General features: G+C 49.8%; 7 protein-coding genes, 1 tRNA gene and 1 pseudogene. 5 read left to right on the top strand and 4 right to left on the bottom strand.

Features of this window, described 5'->3' with window-relative positions; all coding sequences use genetic code 11:
• The first annotated feature begins 46 nt into the window (after nucleotides 1-46).
• Nucleotides 47-1,354: an FG-GAP repeat domain-containing protein gene (locus tag Pr1d_RS17135; RefSeq protein WP_148074668.1), complete on the top strand. Its 1,308-nt coding sequence runs from the start codon at nucleotides 47-49 to the stop codon at nucleotides 1,352-1,354.
• A 270-nt stretch (nucleotides 1,355-1,624) separates the two neighbouring features.
• Here the strand turns inward: Pr1d_RS17135 and Pr1d_RS17140 are convergent, their stop codons facing one another.
• A complete protein-coding gene (locus tag Pr1d_RS17140; protein ID WP_148074669.1) occupies nucleotides 1,625-3,499 on the bottom strand; it encodes a sodium:solute symporter family protein in 1,875 nt (624 codons plus the stop codon).
• Between the two features lie 275 nt (nucleotides 3,500-3,774).
• On the opposite strand from Pr1d_RS17140, the pseudogene Pr1d_RS17145 reads away from it, so the two are divergent.
• Nucleotides 3,775-5,168: pseudogene (locus Pr1d_RS17145) on the top strand (IS5 family transposase).
• 598 nt (nucleotides 5,169-5,766) lie between these two features.
• Here the strand turns inward: Pr1d_RS17145 and Pr1d_RS17150 are convergent.
• The 3 genes from Pr1d_RS17150 to Pr1d_RS17160 all read right to left on the bottom strand — a co-directional run bounded on the left by Pr1d_RS17150 (nucleotide 5,767) and on the right by Pr1d_RS17160 (nucleotide 9,916).
• A complete protein-coding gene (locus tag Pr1d_RS17150; protein WP_148074670.1) occupies nucleotides 5,767-7,065 on the bottom strand; it encodes a Gfo/Idh/MocA family protein in 1,299 nt (432 codons plus the stop codon).
• A gap of 639 nt (nucleotides 7,066-7,704) precedes the next feature.
• Nucleotides 7,705-8,598, bottom strand: a complete 894-nt coding sequence (locus Pr1d_RS17155; protein ID WP_168205306.1) for a PIG-L deacetylase family protein — start codon at nucleotides 8,596-8,598, stop codon at nucleotides 7,705-7,707.
• Between the two features lie 1,105 nt (nucleotides 8,599-9,703).
• Entirely contained in the window at nucleotides 9,704-9,916 is a 213-nt protein-coding gene (locus tag Pr1d_RS17160) for a hypothetical protein (protein ID WP_148074672.1), read from the bottom strand.
• Between the two features lie 655 nt (nucleotides 9,917-10,571).
• Between Pr1d_RS17160 and Pr1d_RS17165 the strand changes: the two genes are divergently transcribed.
• The 3 genes from Pr1d_RS17165 to Pr1d_RS17175 all read left to right on the top strand — a co-directional run bounded on the left by Pr1d_RS17165 (nucleotide 10,572) and on the right by Pr1d_RS17175 (nucleotide 14,039).
• Nucleotides 10,572-10,647 (top strand) — tRNA-Pro (locus Pr1d_RS17165).
• A 1,148-nt stretch (nucleotides 10,648-11,795) separates the two neighbouring features.
• Nucleotides 11,796-13,040: a tyrosine-type recombinase/integrase gene (locus Pr1d_RS17170; protein ID WP_148074673.1), complete on the top strand. Its 1,245-nt coding sequence runs from the start codon at nucleotides 11,796-11,798 to the stop codon at nucleotides 13,038-13,040.
• A gap of 57 nt (nucleotides 13,041-13,097) precedes the next feature.
• On the top strand, nucleotides 13,098-14,039 hold the full coding sequence (locus tag Pr1d_RS17175; protein ID WP_148074674.1) for a hypothetical protein: 942 nt from the start codon (nucleotides 13,098-13,100) through the stop codon (nucleotides 14,037-14,039).
• Nucleotides 14,040-14,059: the final 20 nt, after the last annotated feature.

Here is a 14,059-nt window from a genome sequence, read left to right on the forward strand (position 1 = left end):
GTCAGATGCAACCCTCAAATGGAGACTGTGCGGAGTCAATATCAATATGCTTAAGTCGGCTAGATTCAATGATCTCTTCTTTAAGACTTCGATCGCTATCGTATTGGCTCTACACTCGTTAATATCAGCAGCTGTTCTTCAAGGCGATGAGCCGGATTCCTCGACAAAGCATCACAGTACGTCGATAAAACTTAGGCATCACTTCATTGCTCAAGACTTACCGGGAGACACAACGTGGGGTTACGGTACACCAGGACTAGCTGACTTTGACCGAGACGGATTCCTCGACTATGCCCTATGTGTCCGAGGAGACAATATTTACTGGTTTGAATATCAGGAACCCGATCGTTGGGTCCGTCATGTTCTTGGTGCACTGGCATTCCGAGTCCTGGGTGCGACTACCATGGATGTCGACGGAGACGGTTGGACAGATCTGATTACCGGTGGTTACTGGTATCGAAATTCTCAGAACCCTAAATCGATTCCCTTCGAGCGTTATCTCTATGACGATTCGATTGATGAAACTAGCTCCGTCCACGATATGGTCTCAGCTGATATTGACGGAGACGGACGTCAAGATGTTGTGATGCTTGGTGATGGTGTAGGTTGTTTTTGGTACAAGATTCCAAAGGGCGCCGGTTCTCAAGGTGCTTGGACCCGGACTTTGGTTACGATGACCGTCTTAAAAACCGAGGCCAATAAGCTTGCTGGAACTCATTCAGGCTTCTTTCCAAGAGGTGTGGCTGATCTCGATAAGGATGGGGATCCAGATATCGTGCTGCCGGACCGTTGGATGGAAAATAGAGATCAAGGAATGAATTGGACCCCCCACCCATTGCCTTTTGGTAAGAGAGGACCTTATGGACTTTCTTGCAGAAGCTGGATCACCGATCTTGATGGTGATGGTGACCAGGACATCGTTATGACAGACTGCGATCAGAGTGAGTCCCGTGCGGCGTGGCTCGAAAGTAACGGATCGAAACCCCCCTCTTTCACTTGTCACTTTCTGCCCACAGACGCACCGGGAAAAAGAGGGTCCTTTCATTCCCTTGCCGTAGCCGATTTCGATGGCGACAACGACCTCGACATTTTCACTGTAGAACAAGAGGATCCAACACTCCTTCCTGTGGGAGCTTCTCCTCGATGGTATGTGTGGGAGAACTCTGGTTCCAAAAAACCTCAGTTTCAGGAGCGAGTTGTCTTTGATGGACGTCTGGGAGGGCATGACGCGCTTCTTGGGGACGTTGACGGCGACGGTGACTTAGACATTTGCTCTAAAGTCTGGAGTCGTTGGCCAAACAGTTCCAATGGCGGAGTGGAGCACGTTGAGTTTCTTGAGAATCTCGCAAAATAAATGGATCGGATAGTGCAGACCGCTCCACAGTCTTTAAAATACGGCTTGAATCTTGTCACGAGTTTTTTTGTCCGATTGTTTCGAAATTGAAAACGAGGAGTACTGTTTCTAATCTTTCTTCCACTGCAATCTTGTTTAGTCTGACCGAACAATACCGTGCGACTCAAAATAGGTCTTGTCGATCACCAGCCTCGTTGTAATATCCATCGGATATGTTCAAGCGGATCTAAAAAGCATGTCTCTGATGTAAGTCGACTGGTACAATCTTGTCTATTCAGCTCTCAGTTTGCCAAAGAGCCTGAACAAGCAGTAGGTGCTCACTAAGGCAATTGCCCCAAGTACACTGGCTTGAACGGTGTTGCTGTATACGATGCCGCCGATTGTGAAGAGCGAGCAATAGATGGCAACACATCCGAGGAACACACACAAAATCTGCACAGGCATTTCCCAGGCCTGGCCATGGATTTTCTCGTCGATCATGTCGCCGTCGACTCGTGCAGCGGCTACTACCTTGGCCCAGCCCGGTCCTCCTGGATGACAACGACGGAAGAAGCTTCGCAAGGTCTCATCGCTTTCAGGACCAGTAACAAACGTCCCCACAAGCCAGGCAACAGTCGTGGCAGCCACGCCGATCAATAGCTTTATGGTGAATCCATCGAGAGGTCCCCAAGCCATGGCACTGTCTTCGACAAACAAAACGAGCCAGAAGGCCAACAAGGCAGAGACGATCATCGCGAAAATCTCCGACCAGGCATTGATTCGCCACCAGAACCATCGCAAAAGATAGATGGCACCCGAACCTGCCCCAGATAGCAGCAAAATATTAAAGGCCTCTGTTGCGCTGGTAAGTACCAGCGAAAGGAATCCCGCCAAAATCATCAGCGTGACTGTGCTAATGCGTCCTTTGAGGACCAGGTCTTTCTCACTGGCAGCCGGATTGATGAACCGCTTGAAAAAATCGTTCACCACATAGGATGAACCCCAGTTGAGATGCGTGCCGATGGTAGACATGTAGGCGGCGATGATCGAGGCGATCACGATGCCCAGAAATCCAGGGCTCAGCTTAGAGATCATTGCCGGATACGCGATGTCCTGGGCGATCACTGATTCGTTGACGTGGGGGAAAGCTGACTGGATATCGGAAAGTTGAGGAAAGCAGACCAGCGATGCAAGTGCGACCACGATCCATGGCCAAGGACGTAAAGCGTAGTGGGCAAAGTTGAAAAGCAGCGTAGCCCCGATTGCGTTCTTCTCGTCTTTGGCCGCCAACATGCGTTGGGCAATATAACCCCCACCACCTGGTTCGGCGCCAGGATACCAGACCGACCACCACTGGACGGCAACCGGAATAAACAACAACGGCACCCACTGTCCGGGATCGGAAAAATCGGGCAGTATTTTGGTATTGTCAATGACGTTGGCTTCGTGCAGGAGGTCGGTCATGGAATAGTTGCTGACAAATACTGCCACTTGATCGCTTGCAAGTGTGCCGGCTTTAACAGCCCGCTCAGCTGCCGACTTCCCGGCCTCCCCCAAGGCCACCACGGCGGCATAAACGGCTCCGAACATGGCGATGCCATACTGGAAAAAGTCCGCCCAAATACATCCCTTAAGTCCGCCAAGTGTGGCATAAATCACTACGCCGAGCGATCCATATAGTACGCATTCCCATTTCTCGATGCCGAACATGAGCGACCCATATTTGATTATGGCCAAGGTAACCGACGCCATGATCAGGACATTGAAGAAAACACCTAGATAAATTGACCGAAACCCACGCAGAAACGACGCTGGCTTGCCACCATAGCGGAGTTCATAGAACTCAAGGTCGGTCATTACATTGCTACGTCGCCACAACTTGGCGTAGATGAACACGGTGACCATGCCGGTGATAAGAAACGCCCACCAAGCCCAGTTTTTGGAGACTCCGTTTTCGCGAACCATGCCTGTAACCAGATTGAGTGTATCCGCAGAGAAGGTGCAGGCTACCATCGAGATGCCCAACAGCCACCAGGGCATTCCGCGTCCTCCCAGGAAGAACTCAGCAGAACTCTCGCCCGCAGAGCGCGAAGCCACAATGCCGATCCCGATCACAACAGCGAAAAATGCCGCGATGATCGCATAGTCGATTGCATGGAGCTGCATTGCACAACTTGCGGCGGGGGTGGCGCTGATTGAAAGATCCAGGATACAAGCCTTCCTGATTGGTATTACTTAGAGATGGGTTAAAATGTGCTTATTCCAGGTGGGACTCACTATGACTTGTATCTAGGGCTAGCTGATTTACTCCCTCGCTCTGCCATTGCAGCGAAAAGTTGCTATTCTTAGCGTTTGATCCGCAAGGTCTTTTGCCATCGGAGCTTAAAACCCTTGCGGCTGAGTCGATTTTGAGCCCCCGAATTTCTGCCCACGGTGACCGGATGTACCGCAGAGAGCAGCCCCAGCAATTGGAGTTCCCCGACTTTTATCTCCCCTTCAGTGGCCAGCTTGATCCCGAGAATCGTTGGGTTCAACTGGCGCGGCTGGTGCCGTGGGAACTGGCCGAGAAGATTTACCACGAAGGATTGTGTGAAGACTTCGGCCAGCCGATCGTGCCCGCGCGTACTTGCAGTTCTTCATCGGCCTGGAAGAGTTTACGCCGGACAAGCCGTTCGACGCGTCACTGATGGTGGACTTCCGGAAGCGGTTTGGTGAAACGGGAATCCAACGGATCAACGAGGCGATGGTCTTGGCGTCGTTTCCAGAGTCTCCAGCAGAGCCGACCATGCCGCCTGACGACGAAGAGGACCCACCGACCGCCAAGCAGTCGCCCAGCAACCGCGGCACGTTGATCGCCGACGCCACCTGCGCGCCGGCCGATATTCGTTATCCCACAGACGTGAGTCTACTGAACGAAGCCCGCGAGAAGACCGACGCGCTCATCGACACGTTGCAAGCGCCTCTCGTGGGCACCGAGCCACGTCCGCGGACCTACCGCGTGAAAGCGCGCAAACAGTTCGTTGTTTTTGTGAAGCGAAAAAAGCCTGGGCGCAACAAGATTCGTAAGGCGAATCGGCAGCAACTCGGCTATTTGAAGCGGAACCTGCAAGCGATCGACCGTTTACTGGACCACCCCGACGCCTTGCCACTGACGCAACTGTTGCGTCGTGACTACAAGAACTTACTGGTCTGCCGTGAACTCTACCGTCAGCAGCAACAGATGTACGAGACCAAGACCCAACGCGTCGACGATCGGATTGTGAGCATCACCCAACCGCACGTCCGTCCGATCAAACGGGGCAAGGCGGGTTGCGACACGGAGTTCGGCGCCAAGTTGTCGGTGAGCATCGTGAATGGTTTTTCGTTGGTCGATCGGCTCTGTTGGGACAACTACAATGAAGGGGGTGATCTCATCGGACAGATCGAAACCTATCGCCAGCGCGTCGGCTGCTATCCCGAGTCGGTGCATGTCGACAAGATTTATCGCACCCGTGAGAATCGAGCGTTTTGCAAACAACATGGGATTCGCATCAGTGGCCCGCCGTTAGGGCGCAAGCCAAAACAGATTTCGGCGGCTGACAAGAGACAAGCGGCAGCCGACGAGGCGATTCGCAACCAAGTGGAAGGCAAGTTTGGTCAAGGCAAGCGTCGGTTTGGCTTGGGCCGCATCATGGCCAAGTTGGCCAGCACTTCGGCAGCGCAGATTGCACTGAGCTTCTTGGCCATGAACCTCGAACGGGCCTGGAGGCTACTGTTTTTTTCGCTGGTTTGGCTCAGTCGTGTCTGGCCGCTGCTGCGAATCGACCGAGGTTGGCACCAAGCAAGATGCCAATGAGATCCGCGGCCCAAACTTCCAGCCACGCCAGCGAAGCATCAACGATATCAGGGTGACTAAATCAGCAAGCCCTATCTAATAGCACTCAATCGAACTATTCTAGCGAGTCGGTAATCCAGGGCACATTATTACCGGCTGTTACTTGGATTTGCGCCGTAATCAGACATGCGATGAACGCTTTTCTCGATGACAGGGCTTCTCTTCAGCTAGGCTGTAACTACAAAGTAGCCCACGATGTCAGATTCAGTTTTAGGTTGTTTACCATATTGGTAAGAGAAGTATTGTGCGACGGAATGAATCCGAAAGAACCTTTGTTCAGCACGGAATCCGATTCAGACTTTTCTCCCTCAAAGCAGTTGTAGATTTTGCGAGGGGAAGACAAAGGTGTATATCAAGAATCTAGCGATGACAAAACTTCAAATGCGACTCATTTAGTCTTTAAAGCCTCTCTATATTCGGGCCGACAAATTTCGAGCAAACTACTAGTTTTATAGTGCCAAACTGAAGTCGGAGCGACTTGGGTTGTGATAGCAGGATTTTCACAACATGTTGCATATAAAGTTTTACCCATCATTTCCAAAAGCAGGTGAGTGCAACTTTAAAGCATTATATCATCCAGTTCCCAGCCTTGCCGATATTCGCGCGTCCAGAGGGCCTGAGCTTCAGTGTCTCCAATAATATGGCCATTTTGCGAGTTGGTCTCAATCGGACGTCCGACACGATGTGAGATATTGCCAAGGTGGCAGAGTAGGCTGCTCTTGTGCCCTTCTTCAATGTCTGCAGTTGGGCGATCACCGCTACGAATGCAACTCAGAAAATTCGAATAGTGGTCTGAATCATGACATTTTCCATGGAATTTTCCAACTTGATTGTTCTGAAGATCGAATATCGTATACCCAGAGCTATCCAAGAGCATGGTGCCTTGGTCGCCGTGAAACGTAATACCAAATCGACTTCCACTTGGCCCATACGGAGACCAACTCAGACCTTCCCATGTAATCATCCGTTTACCAAAGCTATATGTTACTAGCTGAGTGTCCGGGGTTTGCTGGTCATCGTCGTAGCGAATCCTTCCACCGGTAGAGGAGACCTGTGTGGGGTAGTCGACACCCAATCCCCAACGGGCAACGTCGATAAAATGGACACCATTATTACCGAGCTCGCCATTACCCCAATGCCAATTCCAATGCCAATTGTAATGAACAAGATTGTCCATGTAAGGCCGCTCAGGAGCCGGCCCCTGCCAAAGAAGGAAATCCAGTTCCTTGGGGGGAGTTGTAACTTTTCCGATACCAATCGATTCACGTCGGTTATTATACCAAGTTCGTGCAAGCAATACGTTTCCGATCACGCCGGCATGAAGCTTGCTTACGGCTTCTATGTAAAAAGGACATGACCGGCGTTGATTTCCCATATGTACCACGCGATCGTGCTTTTGAGCTTCCAAGACCATCATCTCCCCTTCCTCTGCTGTCTGACTGCATGGTTTTTCGACATAGACATGCTTGCCAGCGGCACAAGAAAGAATCGTTGCCGCAGAATGCCAATGGTTTGGCATCGCGATGGTGACGGCATCGACCGTTTTGTCATCGAGAATCTTGCGAAAGTCAGCAACGCCCTTTGGCTTGCGTTTTTGGTTTTTGGCTACAACTTCGATACAGCGCGGGATTACACGCTCATCGACATCACATACATAGGCTATCTCAACACCAGGCAGTTGCGATATGTCGCTAGCATGATTTAACCCTCGGTTGTTCAAGCCCAATACTGCCAAAATTATCGTATCGTTGGCACTAACAAATTCACCAGCGGGACTGGAGTTTTTTAGGAGTCCTACGGTTGACCCAGCGACGAGACTGGACTTCAAAAAATGTCGACGATGAATAGGCAATGACATGGTAGCGTTCCGGAGTGTAATTGATTGATATAACTTTCTGCTTTGCAGGCAGCTCAAAAGGGCTTTGTGTTGCGCCTGAATAGCAGTTCGTTGGCTACTGCTTGATGCACAGTATTGCAATGACCTTCATCTCCTCAGTGTCCACCCCAAGTTGAGGATTTCTGAGGCGAGGCTTAAAGTAATTGGCAGAGACAAAAGAATCATAAGTAAAACTGATTTCACTCTGCCTATTTCAATATAGTATTTCGAGTTGGGTATTGTAGGGGTTGGCAATCGCTCATCAAGTCAATATCAACTTTTGTTAAACCACATTCTTGACAGACACTACCCTTGACCCGCTTAGTTCTAGTGCCGATAGAAAGTGATAAGAGTGGAACCCACTGAGCAAGCCTCATGATCCAAAATCACTAAGGGATGGCATCGGAGAAGTAGTTAATCTTGCCAGAGAACTTTTATTGACCTTGTCCGCGTGCTCTAGAGTCAACTATTTCTGAGATGCACTGGTGAATAGATTTCCATTCCGACGACGGTTTCAAGTGGGTGGAAGATTAAAAAGCTGAAGTATTCTGATTCAGACAAAGCAGATGAATTGAAGCACAACATCGCATCTTAGTGCGGCGATGATTCCTTATGATTGAATTACACGACATTTGGTTGAATTGATACCTGCTCCCTTTTCTTCGGTTGTTGTGAATCCCTTGAAAGGGACTTCTCAAGAAACGGAAAAAGTTCGCGCCGCCTCAAGGCATCTGGTTGGACACCGTATTCACATATCTCGTAGGCTTCGATAAACTCAATTGTGTTGCCGTTCTCTTTACCGAACGCTTCAACTAATTCCGAGCGAAAGTGGTCCGCTCTCGGTCGTATTTTCCTTGTATACCAATCTCGTAACCATACCAATCGCTCTTGATCATCATCTGGCACAGTTTCAAGTGTGCCCTCTTCATAAGGCAACCATTCGAAGACCTGGGAATGTTGACAGGCAAGCATCTTGACAATTACATCTACATAATCAGCAATATCTAGAACTACATCTGCACGGTGCCTAACAGGCCGAGTAAACAAATCAGGCATGTAAGCATACACTGGGGGTTGAGTGAGAGCTGGCAACTCAGGCAGTATTCTGGGGACAGTAACTAAATAAGAGGCATCTTGAATCGCCTGACCCACTGCACGGTGATCAGGATGATAGTCACATGTGCGATGGGTCAATACCAAATCTGGCCTGAACATGCGAATTTCTCGAATGATCCGATGTCGTACTTCTAGAGAGGCCTGTAGTTGCCCATCTGGAAAGTGCAACGTTTCATATTCTGCACCAATAACCTTACCAGCGTTGGAAGATTCGAAACGTCGCAATGTGATAAGATCACTAGCGTTACGTTCGAAATGTCCGGCTGCACCATCGGTTACGGAGAGCATTTTGACAGGTCGTTCATGCTCACGATAAATGGTAGCTAATCCACCTGCATGGTATTCAGCGTCGTCTGGATGGGCGGCAATTATAAGTAGCTTCGGACCTCCTGCAGGCATTGTTAACCCCATACTCTGTTCGGTATCAAGAATTCGAGATTTAGAAATGAATCAAAACTACAAAAAGGTTAAACTAACCAGCTGTTAATGTTATCCTCCGTTTTAAAGCGAATCAAGTTCCTATCCTGGAACAACAAAGTTACTTTGCTTTCGCAATTTCATTTTCATGTTTGCTAATAGCAACTCCTTGCCTTTTGAGTGATACAGTGTTACTAGTGCAGAAGGATTCAAATAAGACAATTGGTTTCCTTTTAGCCCTGAAAGACCTAATAACAATCCTTCTGTCAAATGCAATCTGCTGTTGAGGTAGACCTCAGTAGTTGGATAGCTTTAGGGGTTGTTTAAGGTGCAGCTACCCTGAAAAAAACCTTCCCAGATCCTGTACGGCCGCTCAGTTTAGTTTTTGGGTAGTGTAGGTTTCGGAATTCCTATTTCAGTCCTACTTTTTCTTTGTCAGGTTCGGTTGTTCGCATACCTTTGACTTTAAGTTTCCCTCGCCATAGCCTTGAGCAGGTGAGCGGTAACCACGTCCCTGTTAAATTCGCTCGTAGCAGTAGAAGCGGAAGTAGGTCGCCTGGCTATCTTCCGCCTCGCAGCCATCGCCATAATACTTCAGATAACCTTCTTCGTACTTCAAGCTTCTCCGTGCGTTTCTACGAATACGTTGTCGAGTGCGCTCCCCCCGTTCTCCATGCTGATGGCCACTACCTACTTCTCTAAGCGACCTGTGAACGCGGTGGCCGTAAACTGGCTTCCCCGATCCGTGTTGAATATCTCCGGACATCGCCGGGTGATCGTCTCGCTCAAGGTTTCGTTGCAGAATGTCCCTTCCAAGGCATTGGAAAGTCACTAACTCAGCGCATAACGGTTGTACCAATCTATCACCGCTACCAGATACAGAAAGCCGTGACGCAGGAGAAGGTGCGGGATGTCGCACGCCCACATCTGATTGGCCGATCGACAGTCAGGCCCCGCTGTAAATACAGGTAAATCTTGCGTCCAGCATCAGACTAGGTAATACGCTTTTTCGATATATCGCCTCGATCCCCATCCGCCGCGCGAGACGCTGGATCCGAATGCGATTGGGTCCCAACCACTTAGCCAACTAGCGTCTGTCGTAGAACAGTGCCTTGAGGCACCGCTTGTCGATCAAGCGCATCAGCGCCAGATTCGCAGGCGATTCCCCCTGGGATTGATAGTGCCACGTGCTCCGTGGCAAACCTATCAGCTCGCACTGATGGGCAATGCTCAACACGGGATGCTCCGGTATGATCCACTTTCCTAACTCCTCAGTCGAGTTGGGCAGCTCTTTAGCCACTCGTGTCTTTTATCATTACTTCCATCTTCAATCGGCCTATCTGCTCATAGAGTTTTTCTTTTCCGGAACCTAATTCGTCTTGCCACCAACGGCGATCGGCAAACAGTTTTGGAGCACTCCGTAAAAGCTGCTTCTTCCAAGCGGTCACCTGACTGGAAAAGACCGCAAGCTTCGCCGCCAACTGGGCCGTCGTCTGATCTCCTCGGGCGGCTGATCACGCCACTTTGGCCTTGAAAGAGGTGCTGAATACGCGTCGTATCCTGGACGAAACTGGCTATCCTGATAGGCGTATCCCTCAGATTTTACACCTTATCAAGCTGTCCAGGTTTTGGGGTCCAGCTCACAAAGTTACTCGGCGAGATAGATTGCTTAAGATTAGATTTCTGATAAAGAAATACGAATACAATCATTGTTTCTTTGCAGAGGAATCGTCGATTTGACTGAGCGATACTCGATTACCTTGTGCTTGGCTGCGTCGGTGGTTCAGTTCTAATTCTGCGAAGTTTACCTGCGCGACGATCTGCAACGCACTTTGATTCCTTACTGCACTCACTTGAATTCGGCATACCAGTCCGCCCCATGACCCATATGTTAAGGCCCTTGCGGGATACCGTAGTATACTATTATAGCCTGTCGCATTAAAATGACGTTAAATCGGGGCGTGGCGCAGTCTGGCTAGCGCGGCTACGTTCGGGACGATGAAGTTGCAGGTTCAAATCCTGTCGCCCCGACTTCACTACATTTACGGTCGATCTTGCACTACATAGGACGATTTGTCGACCCGTTGTCAATATTGGGTGTAAGTCTTATGTAGTCATTTCAAAAAGGACTTAGCAAACAATTCTGGGCCAAGAAATGTAGTGATGCTCAACGTTCGGGCCGCAGAGGTCTCAAGTTCAAATGTTCTCAGCTTCAGATGGAATCGAGCTCGCAAACAAAACAGTTGTCGTTATCGTGAATTAGATAGGTGGCATTTAGATCCTCTTCTTGATCGTGCCTCACTATTGACTCGGCTTGCACAATCATTCAATTCATTTCCGACTTCAATGCCGCTGGAATGTCACGGATCTGTCACGAGCAGAAAGCTTGACTTGACAATAGTCTGTCGATTGTCAAATTGATTGGCCTTCGATTCATCTGAATTCTCCTCGATTTCTGCTCACACAACACGCTCTGAACAACCTACATTGACTTTGCAAGAAATAACAAAACTCAACAATGCTCGCCAAAGAATAACAACACTTGCAAGACCTCAAAGGAGTAAGTAAGCTGCTAAATTATCGGCAAAGCAAGTGTTTTTCCAAGATGACGGGAGCAGCCTCATAACCTCCAGGTCGTTGGTTCGAATCCGGCTCCCGTTGCAAATCGCGCAGAGCTTTGCGCTAGCTATTCTGAAAGTGCTTGAGCGCAAACGCAATGGAAGAAGTCATCAATAAACCACGTGATCTACTACACCATTGGACTGTCTGATTTCGCAAAACCACGATTCGTTCTTTTGCTTCTTGTTCCCCCCCTGCCCTCTTCCAAAAAAACAATTCCAATCGTTTGGCCCCGATATTCGGTTTACTTCACTAACCAAGTTACACCCACATTCTACCCACTATGCGTTCGAGATGTTGTATTCATTCGAGTTATGTCAAATCAGCTCAATACTTGATCGTCACAACTTTTTTGGTAATATCAAGTTGCGTTTAGTTTACTGGTGCGTCCGAATAGTTCACACCGTAGAGGTCACAAGTTCGAATCTTGTGTCGCCCATTTGACGTAACTATAGCCGAATCAAAGCTTTGTGATACCTCACGACGTTCGTGAGTGCGGCACCTAATTCGCGAAACTTCGAGTAGTCGTACTCGGAGAGTTTGCAATAAGGAGCCAACGAATGCACAAGCGAGTACCCACGTATCGGAATCACAAGGCCAGTGGCCAGGCGATCGTTGAGATCAACGGTCGCCATTTCTATCTCGGCAAGTACGATTCTCCCGAGAGCCACGAAGCGTATCGGCGTAAGATCGCTGCCTATCTTTCTCAGCAGGAACTCGACGATACCCCCCTGCCCTCTCTACGCATCGATCGACTCATTCTGAAGTACTTTAAGTTTGCCAAGACCTACTATGTACGGAATGGCAAACAGACCGAGGAGATTGTTGCCCTGAGGATAGCCCTCAAGCGACTCCGCAAGATGTACGGGAGTACCGAGGCAGCCAAGTTCGGCCCGAAGGCGTTCAAGACCTTCCGAGAGTCGATGATCCAGGAGGGTCTATCACGCAAGTATATCAATGACACGACGGGGCGGATCAAGCGGATGTTCAAGTGGGGGGTGGCAGAGGAACTAATCCCGCCAGCAGTCTTTCAGGCACTTACCGCGGTGCCTGGACTACGCAAGGGAAGAAGCGGTGCCAAGGAGACGGAGAAGATCCTCCCCGTCCCTGACGATGTCGTCGATGCCACCCTGCCCTTCCTGACGGAGGTCGTCGCTGACATGGTCAGGCTCCAAAGGCTGGCGGGCATGCGACCGGCGGAGGTCTGTATCCTGCGTCCCAGTGACATTGATCGCTCGGGTGAAGTCTGGACCTACGTTCCCCAGTGGCACAAGACAGAGCATGCCGACAAAGAACGGCTGATTCCCCTGGGACCTAAATGCCAGGAGATTCTACAGAAGTATCTGGATCGGAATCCCGACGACTATTGTTTCCGTCCTTGTGATTCTGAGCGGCAGCGGAGGGCAGAACGACATGCTAATCGGCAGACCCCACTCCAATATGGCAATCGCCCCGGCACCAGCGTCACCACACTGCCCAAGCGGACAGCCGGTGAGAAATACAATACAGCCAGCTACCGGAGGGCGATTCAGCGGGCGTGTGATAAGGCGTTTCCCCATCCTACTCTCCTCAAGAAACGCACGTTAGAATTGACTGCTCAAGAATGCAATGAGTTGCAAGAGTGGCGGTCGGAACATCGGTGGGCACCGAATCGACTCCGGCATTCCGCGGCTACGGAGATCCGCAGGAAGTTTGGATTGGAGGCTGCCCAGGTGGTACTTGGGCACTCGGCGGCGAACGTCACCCAGATCTATGCGGAGAAGGATTTTGCGTTGGCGGTGCGGGTGGCGCGGGAAGTTGGGTAGGTGGAATGGCAGATTATTTCTTAGTCGCTTTGGTGAGTAACAGAGGTATCCAAACTCATGGGTAAGAAGAAGCGGAAAAAAAGCAACGGTAATAATGATACCCAGCTCAATGCTTATCTTCAGGAGTTGGCCGACTCGCTGATTTGGATTGAGTCGTTGCTCAAGCCTATCGTTACGACGACCAAGGAGTTGTTGAATAATCAAAGCAAGTTCAACTTCACGTTTGTCTTTGAAGAACATTCTGGCGAGTTAGCCAGCATCGAAACAGCTTCTTCAAACAACGTAACCCCCGAAATGGTGGAAGACTTTCATTCTATTTGTATCGATCTTGGTGAGACTCTATCTGAATGGCTCAAAAAACTACCTGAGCGAATCCACGCATTAGATCTGTCGCTAGTTCAAATGCCAGGTGACATCCATAAGATGCTAACTGATGTGCGGGGTCACAATTGGCGGCCCTATGTCCGAAGATACCTGATCTTGCCTCTCGCCTATTGGCCTGCTATCCCGTCGCGCGAACAATGGCAAATAAACTCTAGTAAGTTTCCTGTCAGACCTTCGATCCCAACGCGACTTGATAAGTATCTGGAACTCACGAGCGAGAAGGATCCTTCAGAGGAATGGCAAGCCCTTTGTCAGCGGATTCGCTCGTTCATCGACGACATTCGGGTCATCGCACTTGAATTGAATTCAGAGGCAATACTAGAACCCGATGGGCCAGTGGGGATTAGGCTATGGCGATGGAAAGGTCAGACAGCAAATAGGCCAATGACAGAGACACAAGATAGGCTCGCTAGGTATCTGTGGAAAAAACGGAACAACCGCGTTTCCATCTCTACTTTGATAGGCAAGGACCGATTGTTCGAGAAAGTAGAGGATGACACGGTGAGACGCCATGGCTCAAATATTTCCACCTACTTCATGAACGAAGGTTTTCCCATCGCCGTTGAAACTGCCGATGGCGATCTGTGGTTAACTATTAACAAGCCGGAAGAATAATTCCGCCCAGCTTCCGTGGG

The sequence above is a fragment of the Bythopirellula goksoeyrii genome (genome assembly GCF_008065115.1).
GTDB lineage: Bacteria > Planctomycetota > Planctomycetia > Pirellulales > Lacipirellulaceae > Bythopirellula > Bythopirellula goksoeyrii.